The following is a 23,254-nucleotide window of genomic DNA, read 5'->3' on the forward strand; positions in this document are numbered from 1 at the left end:
ATCTCAACCTTTTTTTAAGAAAGAGGAGACAATGGGCTATTCCGGAATTGGTGGTCAGGCAGTCATGGAAGGTGTAATGATGAAAAACGGTATTCATTATGCGGTGGCAGTCAGAAAGCCTGACAAAGAAATTGTGGTGGATGCACGGGAGTATCCCGGCATTGTCAAAAATCAGAAGATCAAAAAAATACCGATCTTGCGTGGTGTCATCAATTTTATCGATTCGCTGGTACTGGGCATGCGGACATTGATGTATTCCGCTTCTTTTTTTGATGAAGAGGCAAAGGAACTGAGCGAAGAGGATCAGAAGGCAAAGGAAAAGAAGGAAAGTGTGGCAATGGGGTTTACGGTCTTTTTGTCCGTGATCCTTGCACTTGTAATTTTTATGCTTCTTCCATATGGACTATCGCTCTTTTTTAAAAAATGGATTGCTTCGCCGACGTTACTTGCGTTGATCGAAGGTGTCATCCGCGTGGTTATTTTTTTCATATATATTGTTGCAATTACCTGCATGGAAGATATTAAGCGTGTATATATGTACCATGGAGCAGAGCATAAGTGCATCAACTGTGTGGAGCATGGACTGGATCTGAATGTCGAGAATGTGAAGAAGAGTTCAAGGTTTCATAAAAGATGCGGGACCAGTTTTTTGTTTCTGGTAGTATTTATCAGCATTTTGTTTTTTGCATGTATCCGCACGGACTCGGCAATCTGGAGATTTTCACTCAGGATTCTCTTAGTGCCGGTGATCGCAGGAGTTGCATATGAATTTCTACGTCTTGCAGGACGGAGTGAGAATGCTTTTGTGAATCTGCTCAGCAAGCCGGGACTCTGGTTTCAGAAGTTTACGACAAAAGAGCCGGATGAGGATATGATCGAGGTTGCCATTGCTTCGGTAGAGGCAGTGTTTGACTGGAAACCATATGTAGAAAAAGTACGCGGCGAAGGAGCAGCAGAAGCGGACTGAGAGAAAAAGGAGAGGTCTTATGAGATATCGTGAGGCATTAGCAGAGGGGACGGCAGCGCTTGAGAAAGCCGGAATTGAAACGGCAAGACTGGATGCGTGGTATCTGCTTGAGCATGTCTGTCATATCACAAGACAGTATTTTTATTTAAACGACACAGACGAATTAAAAGAAGAAGAACAGCAGGAATACGAGCTCGCGATCGGAAAGCGGGCAGAGCGTGTGCCGTTACAATATATTATCGGGGAACAGGAATTTATGGGACTGACTTTTAAGGTCAATCCAAGTGTTCTGATCCCAAGACAGGATACGGAGATTTTAGTGGAAGAAATCTTAAAGATCTGCAAGCCGGATGCCCGTGTGCTGGATTTATGCACAGGTTCAGGCTGTATCATTATCAGTATGGTACGGAATCTGCCGAATATAGAGGCGTATGGTGGAGATATTTCCCGTCAGGCGATCAATGCCGCAAAAGAAAATGCAAAGCTGAACCAGACGGCAGTTATTTTTGAACGCAGTAATCTCTATGAGGCATTCAGCGGAAAGTTCGATGTGATCGTTTCGAATCCGCCTTATATCCCATCGGCAGAGATTCCGAATCTGATGCCGGAGGTGCGGGATTTTGAGCCTCATCAGGCATTAGACGGTTTAGAGGACGGACTGTATTTTTACCGGAAGATCATTGCAGGAAGTGTGGAATACTTAAACGAGGATGGCATCCTGTGTTTAGAGATCGGGTGTGAGCAGGCTTCTGCCGTAACGGAGATGATGAAGCATTTTGGATTTAAAGATATCACGGTGGTGCAGGATTTAGCAGGATTAGACCGGGTGGTCCGTGGCCACTTGTAGCGGAATTAGGGTGATATCGGATATGACACAGAAGGAAAGCAGAGAAATGAGGTAGAGATATGTTTGACAGATTAGATGATACTTTGATGCGATATGAAGAAATGATGAATCAGCTCAGTGAGCCGGATGTTGCGAATGACCCGGAGCGTTTTAAAAGACTGATGAAGGAGCAGAGCGACCTAACACCGATCGTTGAGGCTTATAAGGAATACAAGCAGTGCAAACAGAATGTAGAGGATTCCCTTGCTATGCTTGATGAGGAAAGCGACGAGGAAATGCGTGAGCTTGCCAAAGAGGAATTAAACGAGTCCAAGGCAAGGATTGAAGAGTTAGAGCAGGAGTTAAAAGTTCTACTGCTTCCAAAAGACCCGAATGATGATAAGAATGTTATCGTAGAGATCCGTGCTGGTGCAGGCGGTGATGAGGCAGCACTTTTTGCAGCAGAGATTTACCGTATGTATGTACACTATGCTGAGAGTCAGCGTTGGAAGGTTGAGACCTTAGAAATGGAAGAAATCGGAATCGGTGGTATGAAATCTGTAAACTTTATGATTACAGGACAGGGTGCTTATTCTAAGATGAAATACGAGTCCGGCGTACACCGTGTACAGCGTGTACCTGAGACAGAGTCCGGTGGACGTATCCACACTTCAACGATTACGGTTGCGGTTATGCCGGAGGCAGAGGAAGTGGATGTAGAGATCGATGAAAAAGATGTCCGTATTGATGTTATGCGCGCTTCCGGAAACGGTGGACAGTGTGTCAATACCACGGACTCCGCGGTACGTCTGACCCATTATCCGACCGGTATTGTTATTTACAGCCAGACGGAAAAATCCCAGATCCAGAATAAGGCGAAGGCATTTGCCCTTTTGCGTGCAAAACTTTACGATATGGAGTGCCAGAAGGCTCACGATGCAGAGGCAGAAGCCAGAAGAAGCCAGATCGGAACAGGGGATCGTTCTGAGAAGATCAGAACCTACAATTTCCCACAGGGTCGTGTGACCGACCACCGTATCAACCTGACCTTGTACAAACTTGACAAGATTATGAACGGGGATATCCAGGAAATCATTGATGCATGTATTGCAGCCGACCAGGCGAAGAAGCTAGCGAAGATGGGCGAGGAATAGAAGATATAAAAAAACGGTCTTTGACATAGGTCAGGGGTCGTTTTTTTATGTATTTATTTATAAATAAAAGAGAATAAAAAAGGACATAATTATGGTAGAATTAAACCATAGATAAGGAAGTTTATACGATGCCACAAATAATTCCAATTAAAGATTTGAAGAATAAATAGAAAGAAACTTGATGCTGTAGGCAAATTAAGATATAATATGACTATTATAGAAAGAGGGGTGATTTTCTATGTATACATTACAGGAAACAATAAGACCATCAGCGGATTTACGAAATCATTATAGTGAGATTTCCAAGCAATGCCGGGAAGGAAAAGAAGCAGTCATTATAACCGTAAATGGACGCGGAGATACAGTATCTCTTTCATATGAGGAATATAAACACATGAAGTCCAGAATTGAGTTATTAGAAATTTTAGCGGAAGCAGAAAACGATGTAAAGAATGGTAGAGTTGCACCAATCGATGAAACATTTGACGATTTAAGACAACTGTTGCAGGAGGGCTAGTTTTTTGAAATATAAAGTTATTCGCACTGAAACAGCAGATGTCCAGATCAGAAAAATCATTTTATATATAGCTGAAAATTTTGGCAATGCAGTTGCATTAGAAAAGTTAAAAAAATTGGAACAAAGTATTTTGGATTTAGGGGATAATCCGTTTCAAGGAGTAGAACCTCGTTATTTAGTGTTAAAAAGGCAGGGATATAAAGTACTGATACTTGAGAAAAATATAGTATTTTATAAAGTGGATGAGCAAAAGAAAGAAGTTATTGTTTATGCCGTTGTAGACCAGAGACAGGATTATTTAAACATTATCAGAGGGTTATAATTGCAATCAAAAGAAAAAGCCATTTTCTACCAATAAGTAAAATTTCCGGTCTGCCAGACTTCATAAATACGGAATAAGCCAAGCGTTAAGGAGGGATAAGATGCAGTACACGAGTCATTACCGGTCGCCGATCGGAAATATTTTATTAGCGGCAGATGAGATCGGTCTGACCGGACTATGGTTTGAAGGGCAGAAATATTTTGCACTCTATTTAGACAAAGAGCATATAGAAAAAGAGATCCCGGTTTTGTGCAATTTGTCAGCACTAAGTTGTGAGCCGCCTTTAACAACATAATCCTATAAAAGGTGCAAAAAAACACATTCATAATTGTAATTGCAGCTCATTTCATTTACAATAGTTAGCAGGGAATCAAAAAAAAGAATGTTTAAGTAATGGAGAGAAAAATGAGTGAAAAAAAATGGTATAAGATAAGCCTGTTTGTAGGGATCTGCATCTTGATCAATTATGCAGGTAAGATTTTTGCACAAAATTTGCAGCTGCCGTTGTTTTTAGATTCGTTTGGAACAGTGGTGGCAGCCTATGTATTAGGACCGTTATGTGGGGCAATGGTCGGTATGACGGTCAATATCATCTATGGGATTCTATATTCCTGGACGTACATATTTTATGCTGTAGTCAGTGCAATTGTTGCAGTGACGGTAGGAATATGTGCAAGAAAGGGATATCTGAAAAATTTATTTGGTACGCTGTCGATCAGCTTTCTAACAACAATTCTGTCAGTAGTTTTATCAGTTCCGTTTAATTATATGTATTTCGATGGTTACACCAATAATAAGTGGGGTGACGGTGTCATCAATGCGTTAGAAAGAATGGGATTTAATCCGATCATCAGTCACTGTGCCGGAGAATTCTATCTGGATTTTTTAGATAAAGTCATTACGATCGTACTACTGTTCTTGCTGATACGTTTTTATAAGAGCAGAAAAAAAGTGCAAAAAAATGCAGTGATCGGAATCCTGTTGTGTCTGACCCTTGGAGCTTCGCTGTTTCAGGGAATGGGGGCAGCAGTTTCGGTGCATGCAAAGGAGAAAAAAGAGGTACAGGAAGAGAACAATTATAATACATATCTTCAGACAATCTATGGAAGAGAAAACGGGATTCCGGGCGGCTGTGCAAATGATATCGTGCAGACGAATGACGGAGTGCTCTGGATTGGAACCTATGGCGGACTGTACCGCTATAACGGTTCGGAATTCCGGTGGGTGGATGAATATGAATCCGTAAAGACAGTCAACTGTCTTTATACAGATGAGGAAGGCAGGCTCTGGGTTGGAACAAATGACAGCGGAGTGTCAATTTTTATCAACGAGAGCATCGCAAATGTAGTATCAGAAAAAGAAGGGTTGTCCTCCGATTCGGTACGCTGTATCACACAGAGTTCCGATGGCGAGTATTATGTGGGCACGTCGAGTGAGCTGTCTGTCGTAACACTTTCAGGCGGACTTTCCGTAAAACGTACCATTTCAGAAGTAACCTATGCAGAGAGCATAGACGCAGATAAGAACGGCAATGTAGCCGTAGTAGCAGATGAGGGAAAGCTGTTTTTGATACAGGGTGGAAAAGTAACAGCATCCTATCAGCCGTTGGATGAGTCGGCGTATGTCTGTTGTCTTTTTCAGGATGAACTGCTGTATGTCGGAACTTCAAAAAATCAGATTGATGTGTATTCCGTGCAGGGAGAAACATTAGAATATCAAAAAAGTATTACCTGCGGAGAACTTTCAAATATCAATTCCCTGTATCCATACGAAGATACTATATTTGTCTGCGCCGATAACGGAGTAGGGTATATAGAAAAAAAGAAAGAGTTTCAGGCAGTGGAAATGAAACAATTTAACAGTTCCATTGACCATATGTTAGTGGATTATCAGGGAAATCTGTGGTTTACCTCTTCGCGTTTAGGCGTGCTGCGGATGTGTAAATCCATATTCAGGGATATCCATTACGAAGCAGCAGAGGATGAAAAGATCGTAAATGCAGTGACGGAATGGCAGGGACAGCTTTACATCGGAACGGACAAGGGACTGAAGATTGTCGATACCAAAACCGGAGCAGGCGTTATGAATGAATGGACAGAACTATTAAGCGATGCCAGAATACGAAGTTTTATGGTTGACCGTAAGGGAAATCTTTGGGCGTGTACAACCGGAAAAGGTGCTATCGAGATTGAAAAAAAACGGTCAGTATACGATCTATAATTCGGAAAACGGCGTGAGCAGCGACAAGATCCGTACGACCATCGAATTAAAGAATGGGGATATTTTAGCGGCAGGGGATGCCGGACTTACCTATATCAAAGACGGAAAGGTTCTGCAAAATATCGGGGAAAAAGATGGATTGTTAAATCCGAAGATGCTCTGTACCTTAGAACTTGAGGACGGAACGATTTTAGCGGGTACGGATGGAAACGGGATTGAAGTCATCAAAGACGGTAAAGTGTCAGCAAAATATGGAAAGGCAGAAGGATTAAGTTCGGAGGTCATCCTTCGTATGGTTGCCGATGAAGATGGAGGAGGCGTCTTTATCGTAACCAGTAACAGTATCTGTTATATGGAATCTGACCGATCCATCCGAATACTGGATAATTTTCCATATTTTAATAATTATGATCTGGTAGGAAATAAAAACGGAATGTTGTTTGTGCCGGGTTCTGCCGGAATCTATGTAGTCGATAAAAAAGATCTGCTGGATGGAAAAGAAGTAGAGTACCAGCTTTTAAACAGTAAATCGGGACTTGAAAACGCATTGACACCGAATGCATGGAATTATGTGGATCAGGACGAAAATCTCTATTTTTCCACAGATAACGGAGTGACCTGTATGAACCTGAACCACTATAATGCGTCAATACGTTCTTACCGTATGCAGATGAAATCCGTAGAGATCGACGGTGTCCGTCACTCGGTAAAAAGAGGTGAACCACTCTATGTAGAGCGTGGAGCAGAGACCATTGAGATTTTTCCGGAGATCATCAACTATTCCGTATATAAGCCGTATGTCAGTGTATATTTAGAAGGCTATGATAAAGCACCAAAAGTCATGCAGCAGGGCGAACTGTCCAGTGTGATCTATACGAATCTTCCGGTAGGCAGTTATACCTTCCATTTAGCCGTGTTAGACAGCAAAGATCAGAGCGTACAGGTAGAAAGTACCTATCAGATCATCAAAAAAGCAGAGATATACGATAACTGGTGGTTTATGCTGTATATGGTAGCAGTTTTTGCGATCGCAGTCACTTATCTGACCTGGCTGGTATTCCATACACAGGTACAGAGAACGCTGAATATACAGAAGCGGGAATTAGAACTGGTGAAAAAACAGTTAGAGATGGGAAATGAAACGGTTCTGACCATCGCGCGTACCGTGGATGCAAAGGATGTCAACACCAGCCAGCATTCTGCGAGAGTAGCGGAGTATTCCGTTATGATCGGAAAAGAATTAGGCTTTGATGAACAAAAATGCAGCGAACTGAAACGAGCAGCACTGCTTCATGATATTGGAAAAATCGGAATCCCGGACCGGATCTTAAATAAGCCGGAGCGGCTGACAGACGAAGAGTATAAGGAGATGAAATCCCACGTTGTCAAAGGCGGAGAAATCTTAAAGAGCTTTACGCTGATAGACAATATCGAAGAAGGAGCGTTATATCATCATGAGCGGTATGACGGAAAAGGCTATGTGCATGGCTTAAAAGGAGAAGAAATTCCATTAAATGCCAGAATTATTGGAATTGCAGATGCATTTGATGCAATGACTGCAAACAGAGTCTATCGAAAGAAGTTAGATATGGATTTTGTGCTAGGCGAGCTGAAAAAAGGCAGGGGAACACAGTTCGATCCACAGCTTACCGATATCATGCTTCATTTGATCGAAACCGGGCAGATCGATATGCAGCGCCTGTATGACAATGCAAATGTGAAAGAGGAGGAAGAATAGTATGAAAAAGACATATACAGTGACCTTTTTTACCTGTGGCATTATTATTGCAGTGGTGTTAGCAGCAGTTCTTTCCTTTCATAAGAGCGAGAGCAAGACGCTCAAAGTAGGATTTATCTATGTCGGGGATGCCAGCACTTCTTATACGAATAATTTCATAGAGGTGCAGAATGCGATAGCAGACAAATACGGAAAACAGGTCAAGACCATTGCCATGTGTAATGTTGCCGAGGGAACCGAAGAGGAGTATTTAGAGCGACTGATAGACTCCGGCTGTGAACTGATCATTGCCACAAGTTATAATTATGGAGTGACGATGAAAAAGTTAGCGGAAAAATATCCGGATATCGAGTTCTGTATGGCAACCTGTTCTAACGCGAATGAAGAACCGCGTCTGGAAAATTATCATACCTTTATGGGAGCAATTTATCAGGGCAGATATACCGCAGGTGTTGCGGCGGGGATGAAACTGCAGGAACTGATCGACAACGGCACTATCACAAAAGAGCAGGCAAAGATTGGCTATGTTGCAGCCTATCCCTATGCGGAAGTTATTTCCGGTTATACGGCATTTTTGTTAGGGGTGCGCTCGATTGTACCGGATGTGGTAATGTCCGTACGTTATACGAACAACTGGAATGACTATCTGATAGAGAAAAAATATGCGAAAGAATTTATAGACGAAGGCTGTGTCATCATCTCACAGCACTCCGATACCACCGGACCGGCAACTGCCTGTGAGGCAACGGATTCCGACACACCGGTTTACATTGTCAGCTACAATGAGAGTATGGCAAATGTAGCGCCGACCACCTATCTGACCGGATGTAAGATCAATTGGGAACCATATGTGACAGGAGCCGTAGAATCAGTATTAAAAGATAAAAAAATCGAAGAAAATGTCAAAGGAAATGTAGTCGGCAATGACATGGGCGCGGGCTTTGAAGAAGGCTGGGTCGAGATGTTAGAGTTGAATGAGTTAGTGGCGGCAAAGGGAACCAAAGCAAAAATGCAGGAAGTCATAAACGGATTCAAAAAAGGAAAAATTCAGGTATTCCAGGGGGATTACATCGGAGTGGATCCGGAAGATCCAAAGGACACCTGTAATTTGAAGAAAGGCTATATCGAGAACGAGAACAGTTCCGCACCGACATTTCACTATGTATTAAAAGATGTGATAACAGTAGAGGAGTAAAGCCATTGTGGTTTTACTCCTCTTCCATTACCGGTACGATCATATTTTCTAAAGCATGACACATCTTCGGATGATGGATGACAAAATGGATCGCAGGGAACTTATTCTTAGAAACCATGACCCATTCACCCTCTAGGATGATGATCTGGATATTGCGGAACGGAAGCTGATGTGTGACCGTTACGCTATAATTTTCCTGTCCTTTTGCATAGTCCTTTGTCTGCGATAAATGCTGCAGATACTGTTCATAGGTATAAAAAATATCGGATTCAAAGAAGAGACCGGAAAGAGAGAGCACCATCGGATACTGTTCAAATTCCTCCCTTGTCAGTTCCGGAACATCATCCTGTAAAGGACCGGAATAGAGCATCTGCTCATAAATCTCTTTTTGCATCGTCACAAAATGGAAAATATTTGCAGCATCTTCTGTCGAAATCTTGTTCTGTTGCAGGATTTCTTTCAAAAGTTCCTCGGACATGGTACACAGAGGAAGGGAAGAGAGGATATGATGTCTTTTGCCCGGAAGTTTTGCATTCTCAAAAAGAAACTTCTCATATTCTGACTTTCTCTCTTTGCAGTAAATGTCCATCAGAGGAATTGCTTTCTGGAACAGACATTTGGTGATCGTCTTATAATGAGCGACTTCGTCCTTGTGTCTGGTCAGGTAATAACGTCCCTTATCATGGTATCCGGCGATACATTCTCCAAACAGGGCAGCTTCGCCGGATACATAGTGGAAATGACAGTAAACGTCATTCTGCGGACTTTTCAGATAATAAGGAGAGATCTGTCCGGTCATATAGAGCGGGATCCAGCTTTCGAGACCTAACATCATTTCCTCAAAAGGACGGTCTATGTTGTGGATGATATTTAAGTGCAGTCCTTTTTTCAGCATGACAGCAAGCCCGAACATCCATTTTTTTCCAAACTCTAAATCCTGTGCCATATCCTCCATTGGCATATCGCTGCACATATAGACGGATTCTGTAGACTTAGATAAAACCGTGGATTTCAAGAAGTCCAGTTCTCCGTTTTTCATAGCCTCCAGTCCAAAATAATTTTTTGAGGTGGCAAACTGAAACGGTACGGATGGAACCTTGATATCGTTAAAATGGATACTTCGGATATATTCATCTAAATTGAACTCGTCTAATTTTCTCAAAAAATCATTTGCAGAAGAACCGGAAAGCTCCATATCCTCAGAATCGGAAAAGAACCAGCTCTCTAATAAATAAAGGTAAGAGGAATTGTCCTCAAGATGTTGAATGTCACAGTCTAAAACATTAGCGATCAACTCTTTTGAAGCAGTGTCTGAATAACTGCGCACAATGAATACAGAAACACTGTGGAAAAAAGAGTGCATATCAGACGGACGGCGTTGTTTTGAACGGATACGGGAGATATAAGAAGCATCGTAATTCAAAACACGCGCCATCTGTGAAATATTGATATCCAAAAGAGAGATGATCTGATTGAAACGCTCAATGGTAATGGCATAGGAAAGGGATTCCTTTCCGAGTGCATTGGTCAGAGCGTTATAAATTTCTCCTTCTGTAATGGATTCTTTTCCATGCTCCTGTGCAAGTTTCGCAAGTCCGAAAGCCAGTTTTTTCAGTTGGGGACTGGAAAGGTCAGGAGTACGCTTTCCGGTACGGTAACGGCTGATATCCACAGCCGTTAGGTCGGAAGCACCGGCAAGTTCTTTTGCCGTGCAGGATAATAATTCAATATAGTCATTTAACAGTTCCTGAAAATCCATAGCAGTTCCTCATTTTAAGCGTTCTTAAGATTTTTTTGTGCGGTAGACAGCATCAGTTTAATACGGTTGAGCTGGTTTACCTCGGATGCACCTGGATCGTAGTCGATCGCAACGATATTTGCTTCCGGATGCTGGTGGCGCAGCTCTTTGATAACACCTTTTCCGACAATATGGTTTGGCAGACAGGCAAATGGCTGTGTGCAGACAATATTCGGAGTTCCGGTGTGGATCAGTTCTAACATTTCTCCGGTTAAGAACCAGCCTTCTCCGGTCTGGTTTCCTTCGGAAACGATTGGACGGGCATAGCGGGCAAGTTCTTCAATGTGGGCAGGCGGTGTGAAACGGCTGCTCTTTTCAAATTCATCCCTTGCAGCAGAGCGAAGCCATTCTAACGCTTTGATGCCAAGGTTGCATTTTCTTGCAGAGGACTTGCTCATACCTAATTTTTCTGCCTTAAAGTTCGCATTGTAGAAGCAGTAGAGGAAGAAGTCTAATAAGTCAGGAACGACCGCTTCTGCTCCCTCTGATTCTAATAACTCTACTAAATGGTTATTTGCAGCAGGTGCAAATTTGACTAAGATCTCACCGACGATACCGACTCTTGGTTTTTGGATATCGAGGATCGGAAGTTTGTCAAAGTCACGGATCATCTCACGGCACATTTTTTTATAAGTGCGGTGGGAAAGGAGTTTATCCTGTGAAAGGAAAGCAATACATTTTTCTTTCCATTTTTCATGCAGGGCATTGGCTGAACCCGGCTCTGCCTCGTATGGGCGGACATGGTAAAGACAGCGTAAGAAAATGTCGCCGAAAACAAGTCCGTACATACCTTTTTGCACTAAAGCAGGCGTGAATTTAAAGCCCGGATTCTTCTCTAACGATGCAAGGTTGATCGAAATGACCGGAACATCCGGATATCCTGCTTTTGCAAGTGCACGTCGGATAAAGCCCATATAGTTCGATGCACGACATCCGCCACCGGTCTGCGACATCAGAACAGCCGTCTTTGTCATATCATATTTGCCGGAAAGTACGGCATCCATGATCTGTCCGACTACCATCAGGGACGGATAGCAGGCATCGTTATTCACAAAACGAAGTCCGGTGTTGATCGCATCACGGTTATCGTTCTCTAAAACCACCAGATTGTAACCGGAGGAGCGGAATGCCGGTTCAATGATGTCAAAGTGAATCTTAGACATCTGTGGGCAGATGATCGTGTAGTTTTTACGCATCTCCTCGGTAAATACGGTGCGGTTGTAGTTAGCAGGACGGATCGTGCGTTCCTTCGGATTCTTCTCTCTGACGCGGATCGCAGCTAAGAGAGAGCGGATACGGATCCTTGCAGCACCTAAGTTGTTGACTTCGTCAATCTTTAAGCAGGTATAGATCTTACCGGAATTTGTCAGAATATCACTGACGCAGTCCGTGGTTACGGCATCCAGGCCACAGCCAAAGGAATTGAGCTGGATCAGATCCAGATTTTCCTGAGTCTTGACATAATTTGCCGCTGCATAGAGTCTGGAGTGGTACATCCATTGGTCTAATACGATCAACGGGCGCTCTACCGGATTCAGATGAGAGACAGAGTCCTCGGTCAGTACGGCAATTCCATAGGAGTTGATAAGCTCCGGGATACCGTGGTTGATCTCTGCATCTAAGTGGTAAGGACGGCCGGCAAGGACAATGCCGCGTTTTCCGGTTTCTTTCAGATATTGCAGGGTTTCTTCACCTTTTTTCCGCATATCGTCACGGGCATTTGCAAGCTCTTCCCATGCAGCATCAGCGGCGGCACGGATTTCCGCTGCCGGGATCTGGAACTCTGCCTGAAATTCTTCTACCAGACGTTTGGTTAAAGCCTCTTTGCTTCCAAAAGACATAAACGGATTTAAAAAGCGTACACTGCCACTTGTGATCTCATCGACATTGTTCTTAATATTCTCAGCATAAGAAGTTACGATCGGACAGTTGTAGTGATTGTTGGCATCCTTGATCTCCTGACGTTCATAAGGGATACAAGGATAGAAAATAAAATCGACCTTCTGATCGATCAGCCATTTCACATGACCGTGTGCTAATTTTGCAGGATAACACTCGGACTCACTTGGAATGGATTCAATCCCAAGTTCATAAATCTTTCGTGTAGAATCCGGTGAGAGAACGGTACGGAATCCTAACTTTTTGAAGAATACTGCCCAGTACGGGTAATTCTCATAAAAATTCAGTACCCTTGGAATACCGACCGTGCCACGCACAGCCTCTGCTTCAGAAAGCGGTTCATAGTCAAAAATACGATGATATTTATAGTCAAAAAGATTAGGGATATTTTCCTTGTTCTTTTCTTTTCCAAGACCTTTCTCACAGCGGTTACCGGTAATATAGGAACGGTTGCCGCTGAAACGGTTGATAGTTAAAAGGCAGTGGTTGGTACAGCCTTTGCAGCGTGTCAGTTTTGTATCATAGGTCAGGTTGCAGATGTCCTCAATGGAGAGCATAGAAGACACATGTCCTTCTTCGTAGCGTTCCCTTGCGATCAATGCAGCGCCAAACGCACCCATGATTCCGGCAATATCAGGACGGATCGCTTCACAGCCGGAGATTTTTTCAAAACTGCGCAATACGGCATCATTATAAAAAGTTCCACCCTGCACAACGACATTTTTTCCAAGGTCGGAGGCATCGGAAAGTTTGATTACCTTAAAGAGAGCATTTTTGATAACGGAGTAAGCAAGTCCGGCAGAAATGTCTGCAACGGTTGCTCCCTCTTTTTGCGCCTGTTTTACTTTGGAGTTCATAAATACCGTACAACGTGTTCCAAGGTCGATCGGATTTTTTGCAAAAAGAGCTTCCTTTGCAAAGTCACGGACACTGAAATTTAAAGATTTTGCAAAGGTCTCAATAAAAGAACCACAGCCGGAAGAACAGGCCTCGTTCAACTGAACGCTGTCTACGGTCTGATTCTTGATCTTGATGCACTTCATATCCTGACCACCGATATCTAAAATACAGTCTACTTCAGGATTGAAAAATGCAGCAGCATAGTAATGAGAGACTGTCTCTACTTCGCCTTCATCTAACTGTAGTGCAGATTTGATCAATGCTTCTCCGTAGCCGGTAGAACAGGAATAGACAATGTGAGCATTTTTCGGAAGACGCTCATGAATCTCTTCCATGGCACGGATCGTTGTTGCTAACGGACTTCCGTTGTTGTTGTCATAGAAAGAATAGAGCAAAGAGCCGTCCTCGCCGACTAAAGCAACTTTTGTCGTGGTAGAACCGGCATCAATGCCAAGATAGCAGTTGCCCTCATAGGAAGATAAATCCCCGGTAACCACATGATTGCTGTTGTGGCGTGCTAAAAAGGCATCGTATTCTTCCTGATCAGCAAAGAGCGGTTCCATACGCTCTACCTCAAATTCCATATGTATTTTTCCGGAAAGAGTCTGTAAAAGACTTCTTAAAGTGGTCGTAGTATCTTCTTTATAATTCAAAGCAGAGCCAATAGCTGCAAACAAATGGGAATTCGGCGGTGTAATGGCATGTTCATCGTCTAAATGTAAAGTACGGATAAAAGCTACCTTTAATTCTGATAAAAAATGCAAAGGACCGCCTAAAAAAGCAACATGTCCGCGGATCGGTTTTCCACAGGCAAGTCCACTGATCGTCTGATTTACAACAGCCTGAAAAATAGAAGCGGCAAGGTCTTCTCTTGTAGCTCCTTCATTGATGAGCGGCTGGATGTCCGTCTTTGCGAAAACACCGCAGCGGGCAGCGATCGGATAGATCGCCTTGTAATTTTTTGCATATTCATTTAATCCCGGAGCATCGGTCTGGATCAAAGATGCCATCTGGTCGATAAAAGAACCGGTCCCTCCGGCACAGATTCCATTCATTCTCTGCTCAACATTGCCGCCTTCAAAATAGATGATCTTCGCATCCTCGCCGCCTAATTCAATGGCAACATCTGTCTGCGGTGCATAGTGCTGCAGGGCAGTGGATACAGAAATAACCTCCTGAACAAAAGGAACACCGAGATGTTTTGCTAAGGTCAGACCACCGGAACCGGTGATCATCGGTGCTAAGTTCATATCTCCTTCTTTTCGGTATGCTTTTTCTAAAAGGGCAGCAAGTGTGTCCTGGATATTTGCAAAATGTCTTTCGTAATCAGAGAAGACGAGGTCGTCATTCTCATCTAAAATAGCGATCTTTACGGTTGTAGAACCGATATCAATTCCTAATTTGTATAAATTCTGATTCATAATACCACCTGTTATAACTTGTTTATTTCCTATTAAATGTATGAACGGTACTGATTTTTCAGTACACCCCATTCTACGACAGGAAATTACAAAAAACAACCCTTTTTTTCCATTTTATATTTTCTTTATAAAGTTATAATTCTAAAGATTTTGTGAAGAATTTCTGCATAGATTGACAAACAAAATGCTTAAAATTATAATGTGTTAAATATAAGGTTAAAAATTCCAGACAAATGAGGTGCAAGATGAATTATCTGAATAAATTAGAACGAAAGATTGGAAAATATGCAATTCCCAACCTGAGCCTTTGGCTTGTAGTAACCTATGCACTCGGTTATCTGATGATGTATATGACACCGGGGATCATCAGTTATCTGATGTTAGAACCGGCAATGGTGCTGCGAGGTCAGGTGTGGAGACTGGTTACATGGGTGTTGATCCCACCGTCTACAGGCAACATCTTTTTCTATATTATTATGATTATGCTGTATTATTCCTTAGGAACGGCATTAGAGCGTACCTGGGGAACCTTCCGTTTTAATGTCTATATCTTCGGAGGCATGATATTTACGGTAATCGGAGCATTTGTGGCATATGGATTTTTAAGTGTCACAGGTGGTCTGACCATTGGAATCGGTTATTATGTCACAACCTATTACATCAACATGGCAATCTTTTTAGCATTTGCGGTCTGCTTTCCGAATATGCAGATTCTGTTGTGGTTCATTATTCCGGTAAGAATGAAGTGGATGGCATATGTCTACGCGGCTTTGACCATTTATGATTTTGTTACAACCGGAGCAGTGGGAAGAATCTCCATTGCGGCAGCACTTTTGAACTTCCTGATTTTCTATCTGTCTACCAGAAATTATCAGAGGGTATCGCCAAAAGAAGTGCATAGAAAGTATGTATTTAAGACACAGATGCGGGATGCAGAGATGAGACATTCCGGCGGTGTAACCAAGCATAAATGCGCAGTTTGCGGAAGAACAGAGAAGGATGATCCGACTTTGGAATTCCGTTTCTGTTCAAAATGTGACGGAAATTATGAATACTGTCAGGATCATTTGTTTACCCATGAGCATATTAAGCGGAGTTAGAGATTATTTAAGCATCATCAAATAGAGGGCTTACATTGACAAAATTCTCTTGAAATCATATAATAAAAGCGATTGAGAAGAGATTTCAGGAGGATTTAGTTTATGGAAGGCGGTACAGTTTCCAAGAATTTTATTGAACAGATTATTGATAAAGATATAGAGGAAGGAAGATGTGAAGAAGTCGTTACACGTTTCCCTCCGGAGCCAAACGGTTATCTGCATATCGGACATGCCAAGTCCATCTTATTGAATTACGGACTTGCAGAAGAATATCATGGCAAATTTCATATGCGTTTTGACGATACCAATCCGACAAAGGAAAAGGTGGAATTCGTCGAGTCTATCAAGGCGGACATCCAGTGGTTAGGAGCAGACTGGGGTGACAGCCTTTTCTTTGCATCTGACTATTTTGAGCAGATGTACGAAGCAGCAGTTAAATTAATTAAAAAAGGAAAAGCATATGTCTCTGATTTATCGGCAGAGGAGATTCGTGAGTACCGTGGAACACTGACAGAGCCGGGCAAAGATGATCCATCCTGTAATCGGAGTGTGGAGGAGAATTTAGCACTCTTTGAGGATATGAAGAACGGAAAATTTAAGGATGGAGAAAAGGTTTTGCGTGCGAAAATTGATATGGCATCTCCGAATATCAATATGCGTGACCCGGTCATCTACCGTGTGGCACATATGACGCATCACAGAACAGGTGACACCTGGTGCATCTACCCGATGTATGATTTTGCACATCCGATTGAGGATGCCATTGAAGGAGTCAGCCATTCGATCTGTACCTTGGAATTTGAGGATCACAGACCACTCTATGACTGGGTAGTGCGTGAGTTAGAATATGAGAAACCACCAAAACAGATTGAGTTTGCCAAGCTCTACCTGACCAATGTGGTAACAGGAAAGCGTTATATTAAAAAACTGGTAGAAGATGGAATTGTAGACGGTTGGGATGATCCGAGACTGGTATCTATCGCAGCACTCAGAAGAAGAGGTTTTACACCGGAATCCATCAAGCGTTTTGTGGAGCTGTGCGGAATCTCAAAGAGCAACAGTTCTGTAGACTATGCCATGTTAGAGTATTGTATCCGTGAGGATTTAAAGATGAAAAAGCCAAGAATGATGGCAGTCTTAGATCCGATTAAATTGGTGATTGACAATTATCCGGAAGGCGAAGTGGAGTATTTAGATGTTGCTAACAATTTAGAAAATGAAGAACTTGGCAGCAGAAAAGTACCCTTCTGCCGGGAACTTTACATCGACAGAGATGATTTTATGGAAGAACCTCCAAAGAAATATTTCCGTCTGTTTCCGGGAAATGAAGTGCGTCTGATGCATGCATATTTTGTAAAATGCGAGAGTTTTGTAAAAGACGAGAACGGAAAAGTGATCGAGGTACATTGTACCTATGATCCTGAGACAAAGCAGGGAACAGGATTTACCGGACGTAAGGTAAAAGGTACCATCCACTGGGTTCCTGCACCATTTGCAAAGAAATGCGAGGTACGCCTTTATGAGAATCTTGTAGATGAAGAAAAAGGCGTTTATAATAAAGAGGACGGAAGTCTGAATCTGAATCCGGATTCCTTAAAAGTGTTAAAGGATTGTTATGTAGAGCCGGAGCTTGCAAAAGCAGAGCCATATGACAGTTTCCAGTTTGTACGGCAGGGATATTTCTGTGCCGATGCAAAGGATTCCACACCGGAGCATCCGGTATTCAACCGTATTGTTTCATTAAAGAGTTCATTTAAATTACCGGCTCAGTCATAGCCGGATTTGGGGGTCATCATATGAATTTATTATCAGGATTAGAAAAGTTTGGACTGGAAATTTCAGAAGATATGGATATCTTTGAAGAGGACAAGCCAAAGACAAGTGCAAGCACAGAAGCAGCCGGAGAAAAGCCGGATATTCCGACAGAGGATATGTTTTTATTGGAAAAAGGCATCCGTTGTCCGGTCTGTGATAAAGTGTTTAAGACAAAGATGATTAAGAACGGAAGGGTAAAGCGTTTAGAGTCTGATAAGGACTTAAGACCGCGTCATCAGTATATTGATACTTTAAAGTATGATATATGTTCCTGCCCGCATTGCGGTTATACGGCAATGACCCGTTTCTTTCCGCATATTACCAATGTGCAGAGTAAATTAATCAAAGAAAACATCTGCTCAAAGTTTCATGCACAGATTGAGCCGGAACCGGCAGTTTATGATTACGACCGTGCATTGGAAAGATATAAGCTGTCACTGTTTAATACCATTGTAAAAAAAGGCAAGACCAGTGAAAAAGCATATACCTGTCTGAAAATTGCATGGCTCTATCGAGGAAAAGCTGAGACCATGGATGCTGCAACAGAGGAAGGAAAGGCAGCGATTGCAGAATGTAAAAAGGAAGAGGAAGCCTTTTACAAACAGGCATATGACGGTATGCTTAAGGCAGTCAGCACAGAGATGTTTCCAATCTGCGGAATGGATCAGGGAACAGTAGATTATCTGTTAGCAACGATGTCAATCCATTATAAAAAATATGATGTTGCATCAAAACTCCTTGCAGGTATCTTAGCCTCCAATACGGCAGGAAGACAGATGAAGGACAAGGCACTGAATCTGAAAGAAGAAGTAGTTGCAGAATTAAAAAAGGGGAGAGGTTAAACAGACAGTGAATGAAATGATGATTCCACTGTCACACGATGAAAAAATTCCGCTGTATCAACAGATATATGACCATATCAGGATCGAGATCATGGACGGTAAGATTCCCCAAGGAGAGAAACTGCCGTCTACTCGTTTTTTATCTTCCCATTTGCAGGTGAGCAGAAGTACTGTAGAACTTGCTTATGAGCAGCTTGTATCGGAAGGTTACATAGAGGCACAGCCATACCGCGGATATTACGTCAGTGATGTCAGTGATTTATTAGACTTAAAAGAAAACAGCCAGCAGCCAAAGGAAGAAGAGCCAAAACGTGCTAAGAACCGGATGTTGGAAACACACATTGACTTTTCACCTTTTGCCGTGGACTTAGAGCATTTTGCATTTAATGCATGGAGAAAGGTCAATAAGAATCTGCTCAGCACAGACAATGCCGATTTGCTGACCGCAGGAGATGGTGCAGGCGAGCCGGAGTTTCGTGAGGAAATCTGTAACTATCTCTATCAGTCTCGTGGTGTTATCTGTGAGCCTTCCCAGATTATCGTGGGTGCAGGAAACGAATACCTGCTGATGCTGTTATCCCAGATTTTAGGTGCAGACAGACGCGTGGCAATGGAGAGTCCGACCTATGTACAGGCATATGAGACTTTTTTGAATTTAGGATATCAGGTCTGTGCGGTAGATATGGATGCACAGGGTATCCGTATGGAGCAGCTTCGCAGTGAACAGGCGGATATTGCATATGTGATGCCGTCACATCAGTTCCCAATGGGAACCGTCATGCCGATGAAACGGCGTATGGAGCTGTTAAAATGGGCAGCAGAGGATGAGGACCGATATCTGATCGAAGATGACCATGACAGTGAATTCCGTTATAAAGGAAAACCGATTCCTTCTTTGCAGGGTTCCGATCAGAATGAAAAAGTCATCTATCTTGGAACATTTTCAAAGAGTATTGCTCCGGCAGTGCGTGTCAGCTATTTAGTGCTGCCGAAAAAATTAGTAAAAGTCTATACCGAAAAATGCGGTTTTTATGCATCAACCGTTCCTAAAATTCAGCAGATGACCATTTGCAACTTTATGAAAGAGGGCTATTTTGAACGTCATCTGAATCGTATGCGGAGCAGTTACAAAAAGAAGCATGACTTTTTGATGGATGAAATTAAGAAAAGAAAATGGATACGGAAGGTCTATGGAGATAATGCGGGACTGCATGTCATTGCAGAGATTGAGTCGCATTTTTCGGATGAGGAACTGACAAAGTTAGCACAGGGGATTGGAATCCGTATCTATCCGATTTCAGAATACTATATAGATAAAAACAAAGTACCGGAATACCCGGCAATCCTTTTAGGATATGGGGGGCTGACAGAAAAAGAAATAGAGCAGGGATTTCGGGAACTGGACAAAATTATGTTATTTTTTTAGCAAAGGATTGCGAGGGTGGTTATGAAAAAAATAAGGATAGCAATTTGTGATGATGATTCCATTGGCAGGGGATTGCTGCAGGAAAGTCTGGAATACTTACTGCAGGAAAATAACCTGCAGGCTGAGATCAGCAGTTACAGCAGTGGTCAGGAGTTGTTACAGACACAGGACAGATATGATATTTTGTTTTTAGATATTAAGATGCCCAAGATCAACGGAATCCAGACGGCAGAGAAATATCGGAAATGGTATGAAGATACGATCATTATTTTTCTGACATTATACGAGAAATATGTCTTTGAGGGCTATAAAGTCAATGCATTTCGTTATCTAAAGAAACCAATGGAACAGGAAAAATTGCGGGAGGCATTGCTCAGTGCAGTCTCTAAGTTAGAAAAAGAATACGAGATCGAACTCTGGGACGAGGAAGGACTGCATATTGTCAGACCTAAAGATATTATCTATGTGGAGACAAGTGGAAGAAATGTCATTGTACGGACTGTAGAAGAGGATTACTGTGTGAAAATGGGGATTACACAGTTTGCCGAAAATCTGAATGGAACGGATTTTATATCTCCACACCAGTCTTATTATGTTAACATGCGTTATATCAAAGAATTTAATAAGCAGGAAGCAATTTTAGTAAATGGAGAAAAAGTTAAGATAAGTTGTAAAAAGTACGCACAATTTAGGGATATCTACTGCGAATACCGTAGAAATCGAAGAAATCACTAAAGAAAAACACTGAAATGTTGCTTTTGTGTCAAAATCAACTGCTTTTATGTAAATCCTGTTGAAAAATAGTTATCAATATGCAAGAATATAGACGGCTAGAAGAGAGGAGGGGGAGCAGATGATTTTATTTAGTTATTACTGCCAGAGCAAAGAGTGTTTATATTTACGATTTTGGCGTCAATTGTGATAGAGGGAAACAGGGATGACATGAGTTGTGTTATCCCTGTCTTTATGTGGAGAAAAACAGAGGGAACATATAGGTGAGGAAAAGGTTTGAGAAATGTATCATATATTTATTTGTGATGATGAAAAAAGGTTTACAGAAGTATTAGAAAAACGTGTAGAAACATGTTTGAAGGAACAGGGCCAAAGTTATGAGATACAGATATTCTATAATGGAATAGAAATGTTTCAGGCAATGCAGAAAAAAGCACCGGAAATATTGTTGCTGGATATTGATATGCCGGAAATCTCAGGAATGGAACTGGCGGAACAGATTTTTAGCAGTAATATGAATACCAATGTGATCTTTGTGACAAACAGAGATGATCTGGTATTTCAGGCAATACATTACCAGCCATTTCGTTTTATACGGAAGGAAAAGCTGGATCAGGAATTAGATGAGGCAATTTGTCATGTGATTAATAAATTAGAAAAAGATGAGAAAATGTGGGAAGTTCAGACAAAGAATGGAACAGAAATCCTTGCATTAAAAAATATATTGTATATTGAAAGCTGTAAACATTATCTGCGGATCAGACATGTTGATGGCGAGTGTGAGATGCGGGGAAAAATCTCAAATTTAGAAAAGTGGATGAGTAACTATGGTTTTGTGCAGACGCATAGAAGTTATCTGGTAAATGTGCGTTATATGAAGATGGTCCGTGCAAATGAGGTAGAACTGGACAATGGAGAAATCCTTTCTGTCAGCAGAGATAAGGCACAGGAAGTGAAAAAGAAACAAATGATATATCTGAGGAGTTTTGCATATGCAAATAGTTAGTGAGGTCGCGGAAATTGTAGCAACTGCTATTGACAATGTATTGGTACTGTGGTTTTTGACAAGTCACTTTGGAAAAAAGAAGCCAATCGAATGGTGGAAGTATGTAGTATGGTTTGTAATTTTATTTATTCCAAGTCATTTTATGGGAGAAATGTTTAATTTACAAAGCATTGCAGTAATATTAATCGTTATCAGTTTTTCAATGATTTACTTGCAGGGAAATAGTATTGAAAAATTAATTGTATCTCTGATCCTGTATATCATGTTGGCATTTGTAAATATTATGGTCATACAGCTGATTTCCGTGTTGAGCAAAAGTCCTATGGAAGTGCTCATCTCAGGGAATGGTATTCTTAGAATCCTTGTATTGTGCATCAGTAAGGTCACAGTGATTTTGACGTTTGTGATAGCAGAAAGAACATTTAGTAAAAAGCATTATTTCAAAAAAGAAGAGTATATTTTTGGAGCAATCTTATATATTACGTTTTTTATTGTTGCAGTGCTTACCTTTAAAATAGTCGGAACCGTTGAAATGACTTTTAGAGAACAGCTGATTTTCTTTATATTGACAATGCTGTTGTTAGTGATCAATAGCTTTATGTTCTGGTTGATCCGGAGAATGAACTATCAGAACAGATGTGAATTGGAAAATGAAGTTTTAAAAGTGCAGTTAGAACAACAGGAAAGTCAGATTCATAATACAGAATTATTGTATCAGAATACAAGAAAAATGCGTCATGACATGAAACACTATTTTACGACATATTTGCAATTGCTAAGAGATGGTGAAACAGAAGTTGTTATGAAAGAGATGCAGAGGATTTTAGAGACAGAGTTAGAAGCAGAAAATGTGTTTTATATGGACTGCAGAATGGTGAATGCAGTTATTAATCAAAAGGCAGCCCTTTGCAAGAAGAACAAAATATCTTTAGAAGTGCAGATTACAGGAGAATTTCATTGGGAAAATGAAAGTAATATTGCGATTTTATTATCAAATCTCTTAGATAATGCCATTGAAGCGGAAATACAGCAGGAGAGTAAAAAGGAAATCCGTTTAAAAATGTTCATTTATAAAGAGATGGTCAATATCATTGTGGAAAACTATATTTTGAAATCTGTTTTGGGAGAAAATCCAGAGTTAAAAACAACAAAAAAGGAAAAACAGGGACATGGGATTGGGATAGAGAGTGTCAAAGAACTGGTTCGCAGAGAAGAGGGAGATATGGAAATTTTTGAAGAAAATAATTATTTTATATCACATGTATGGATTCCCTGCAAAGCAGAAAAGATTTGCGTATAATCCGATTATTCTCGACAAAAAACAACAATTCATGCCTAAAAAAGACGGTTCATGCCAGAAGTATTGAAAAAGTGAA

General features: G+C 41.5%; 18 protein-coding genes. 16 read left to right on the forward strand and 2 right to left on the reverse strand.

The annotated features are described in order from the left end of the window. Positions 1-31: 31 nt before the first annotated feature. From WMO43_RS00275 to WMO43_RS00315, 9 genes are all read left to right on the forward strand, one after another. Complete coding sequence (locus tag WMO43_RS00275) at positions 32-967, forward strand: DUF1385 domain-containing protein (protein WP_353529291.1); 936 nt, start codon at positions 32-34, stop codon at positions 965-967. A 19-nt stretch (positions 968-986) separates the two neighbouring features. Next, positions 987-1,814: a peptide chain release factor N(5)-glutamine methyltransferase gene (gene prmC / locus WMO43_RS00280; RefSeq protein ID WP_177962795.1), complete on the forward strand. Its 828-nt coding sequence runs from the start codon at positions 987-989 to the stop codon at positions 1,812-1,814. A 59-nt stretch (positions 1,815-1,873) separates the two neighbouring features. Then, positions 1,874-2,947, forward strand: coding sequence for a peptide chain release factor 1 (gene prfA, locus WMO43_RS00285; RefSeq protein WP_353529292.1), 1,074 nt, complete (start codon positions 1,874-1,876; stop codon positions 2,945-2,947). 238 nt (positions 2,948-3,185) lie between these two features. Further along, a complete protein-coding gene (locus WMO43_RS00290) occupies positions 3,186-3,464 on the forward strand; it encodes a type II toxin-antitoxin system Phd/YefM family antitoxin (protein WP_177962726.1) in 279 nt (92 codons plus the stop codon). Positions 3,465-3,468: 4 nt separating this feature from the next. Then, positions 3,469-3,786 (forward strand): type II toxin-antitoxin system RelE/ParE family toxin, encoded by a 318-nt coding sequence (locus WMO43_RS00295; RefSeq protein ID WP_353529293.1) that lies wholly within the window; start codon positions 3,469-3,471, stop codon positions 3,784-3,786. A gap of 100 nt (positions 3,787-3,886) precedes the next feature. After that, the gene (locus tag WMO43_RS14170; RefSeq protein WP_434784152.1) at positions 3,887-4,081 is read left to right on the forward strand and encodes a hypothetical protein; all 195 of its coding nucleotides are present in this window, start codon (positions 3,887-3,889) and stop codon (positions 4,079-4,081) included. 110 nt (positions 4,082-4,191) lie between these two features. Beyond that, the gene (locus WMO43_RS00305; protein ID WP_353529294.1) at positions 4,192-6,006 is read left to right on the forward strand and encodes a ligand-binding sensor domain-containing protein; all 1,815 of its coding nucleotides are present in this window, start codon (positions 4,192-4,194) and stop codon (positions 6,004-6,006) included. Continuing rightward, on the forward strand, positions 5,975-7,744 hold the full coding sequence (locus WMO43_RS00310; RefSeq protein WP_353529295.1) for an HD domain-containing phosphohydrolase: 1,770 nt from the start codon (positions 5,975-5,977) through the stop codon (positions 7,742-7,744). Before WMO43_RS00305 ends, WMO43_RS00310 begins: the two co-directional genes overlap by 32 nt. A gap of 1 nt (position 7,745) precedes the next feature. After that, positions 7,746-8,939 (forward strand): BMP family ABC transporter substrate-binding protein, encoded by a 1,194-nt coding sequence (locus tag WMO43_RS00315; RefSeq protein ID WP_353529296.1) that lies wholly within the window; start codon positions 7,746-7,748, stop codon positions 8,937-8,939. 13 nt (positions 8,940-8,952) lie between these two features. Here the strand turns inward: WMO43_RS00315 and WMO43_RS00320 are convergent, their stop codons facing one another. Together WMO43_RS00320 and WMO43_RS00325 are read right to left on the reverse strand one after the other, a co-directional pair. Next, positions 8,953-10,698, reverse strand: coding sequence for a hypothetical protein (locus WMO43_RS00320; RefSeq protein ID WP_353529297.1), 1,746 nt, complete (start codon positions 10,696-10,698; stop codon positions 8,953-8,955). A 14-nt stretch (positions 10,699-10,712) separates the two neighbouring features. After that, positions 10,713-14,957 carry an acyl-CoA dehydratase activase-related protein gene (locus WMO43_RS00325; protein WP_353529298.1) on the reverse strand — a complete coding sequence of 1,415 codons (4,245 nt, stop codon included), beginning with the start codon at positions 14,955-14,957 and terminating at the stop codon, positions 10,713-10,715. Positions 14,958-15,202: 245 nt separating this feature from the next. Here WMO43_RS00325 and WMO43_RS00330 point away from each other — a divergent pair, with 245 nt between their 5' ends. The 7 genes from WMO43_RS00330 to WMO43_RS00360 all read left to right on the forward strand — a co-directional run bounded on the left by WMO43_RS00330 (position 15,203) and on the right by WMO43_RS00360 (position 23,178). Then, positions 15,203-16,057, forward strand: a complete 855-nt coding sequence (locus tag WMO43_RS00330) for a rhomboid family intramembrane serine protease (RefSeq protein ID WP_353529299.1) — start codon at positions 15,203-15,205, stop codon at positions 16,055-16,057. Positions 16,058-16,159: 102 nt separating this feature from the next. After that, positions 16,160-17,833, forward strand: coding sequence for a glutamine--tRNA ligase/YqeY domain fusion protein (locus WMO43_RS00335; protein WP_353529300.1), 1,674 nt, complete (start codon positions 16,160-16,162; stop codon positions 17,831-17,833). 20 nt (positions 17,834-17,853) lie between these two features. Next, positions 17,854-18,714 (forward strand): DUF2225 domain-containing protein, encoded by an 861-nt coding sequence (locus WMO43_RS00340; protein ID WP_353529301.1) that lies wholly within the window; start codon positions 17,854-17,856, stop codon positions 18,712-18,714. A 7-nt stretch (positions 18,715-18,721) separates the two neighbouring features. Next, positions 18,722-20,140: a MocR-like pyridoxine biosynthesis transcription factor PdxR gene (gene pdxR, locus WMO43_RS00345; protein ID WP_353529302.1), complete on the forward strand. Its 1,419-nt coding sequence runs from the start codon at positions 18,722-18,724 to the stop codon at positions 20,138-20,140. A 21-nt stretch (positions 20,141-20,161) separates the two neighbouring features. Further along, on the forward strand, positions 20,162-20,875 hold the full coding sequence (locus WMO43_RS00350) for a LytR/AlgR family response regulator transcription factor (RefSeq protein ID WP_353529303.1): 714 nt from the start codon (positions 20,162-20,164) through the stop codon (positions 20,873-20,875). Positions 20,876-21,155: 280 nt separating this feature from the next. Then, complete coding sequence (locus WMO43_RS00355; RefSeq protein WP_353529304.1) at positions 21,156-21,878, forward strand: LytR/AlgR family response regulator transcription factor; 723 nt, start codon at positions 21,156-21,158, stop codon at positions 21,876-21,878. After that, positions 21,865-23,178 (forward strand): sensor histidine kinase, encoded by a 1,314-nt coding sequence (locus WMO43_RS00360; RefSeq protein WP_353529305.1) that lies wholly within the window; start codon positions 21,865-21,867, stop codon positions 23,176-23,178. The genes WMO43_RS00355 and WMO43_RS00360 overlap by 14 nt, the downstream gene beginning before the upstream one ends. Positions 23,179-23,254 lie beyond the last annotated feature (76 nt).

Origin of the sequence: Maccoyibacter intestinihominis (assembly GCF_040096355.1) — a bacterium.
Taxonomy (GTDB): Bacteria; Bacillota; Clostridia; order Lachnospirales; family Lachnospiraceae; genus Maccoyibacter; species Maccoyibacter intestinihominis.

Coding starts and splice junctions, on each gene's coding strand:
- WMO43_RS00275 (WP_353529291.1), top strand. CDS start 32: ATGGGCTATTCCGGAATTGGTGGTCAGGCAGTCATGGAAGGTGTAATG.
- prmC (WP_177962795.1), top strand. CDS start 987: ATGAGATATCGTGAGGCATTAGCAGAGGGGACGGCAGCGCTTGAGAAA.
- prfA (WP_353529292.1), top strand. CDS start 1,874: ATGTTTGACAGATTAGATGATACTTTGATGCGATATGAAGAAATGATG.
- WMO43_RS00290 (WP_177962726.1), top strand. CDS start 3,186: ATGTATACATTACAGGAAACAATAAGACCATCAGCGGATTTACGAAAT.
- WMO43_RS14170 (WP_434784152.1), top strand. CDS start 3,887: ATGCAGTACACGAGTCATTACCGGTCGCCGATCGGAAATATTTTATTA.
- WMO43_RS00305 (WP_353529294.1), top strand. CDS start 4,192: ATGAGTGAAAAAAAATGGTATAAGATAAGCCTGTTTGTAGGGATCTGC.
- WMO43_RS00315 (WP_353529296.1), top strand. CDS start 7,746: ATGAAAAAGACATATACAGTGACCTTTTTTACCTGTGGCATTATTATT.
- WMO43_RS00320 (WP_353529297.1), bottom strand. CDS start 10,698: ATGGATTTTCAGGAACTGTTAAATGACTATATTGAATTATTATCCTGC.
- WMO43_RS00325 (WP_353529298.1), bottom strand. CDS start 14,957: ATGAATCAGAATTTATACAAATTAGGAATTGATATCGGTTCTACAACC.
- WMO43_RS00330 (WP_353529299.1), top strand. CDS start 15,203: ATGAATTATCTGAATAAATTAGAACGAAAGATTGGAAAATATGCAATT.
- WMO43_RS00335 (WP_353529300.1), top strand. CDS start 16,160: ATGGAAGGCGGTACAGTTTCCAAGAATTTTATTGAACAGATTATTGAT.
- WMO43_RS00340 (WP_353529301.1), top strand. CDS start 17,854: ATGAATTTATTATCAGGATTAGAAAAGTTTGGACTGGAAATTTCAGAA.
- WMO43_RS00350 (WP_353529303.1), top strand. CDS start 20,162: ATGAAAAAAATAAGGATAGCAATTTGTGATGATGATTCCATTGGCAGG.
- WMO43_RS00355 (WP_353529304.1), top strand. CDS start 21,156: ATGTATCATATATTTATTTGTGATGATGAAAAAAGGTTTACAGAAGTA.
- WMO43_RS00360 (WP_353529305.1), top strand. CDS start 21,865: ATGCAAATAGTTAGTGAGGTCGCGGAAATTGTAGCAACTGCTATTGAC.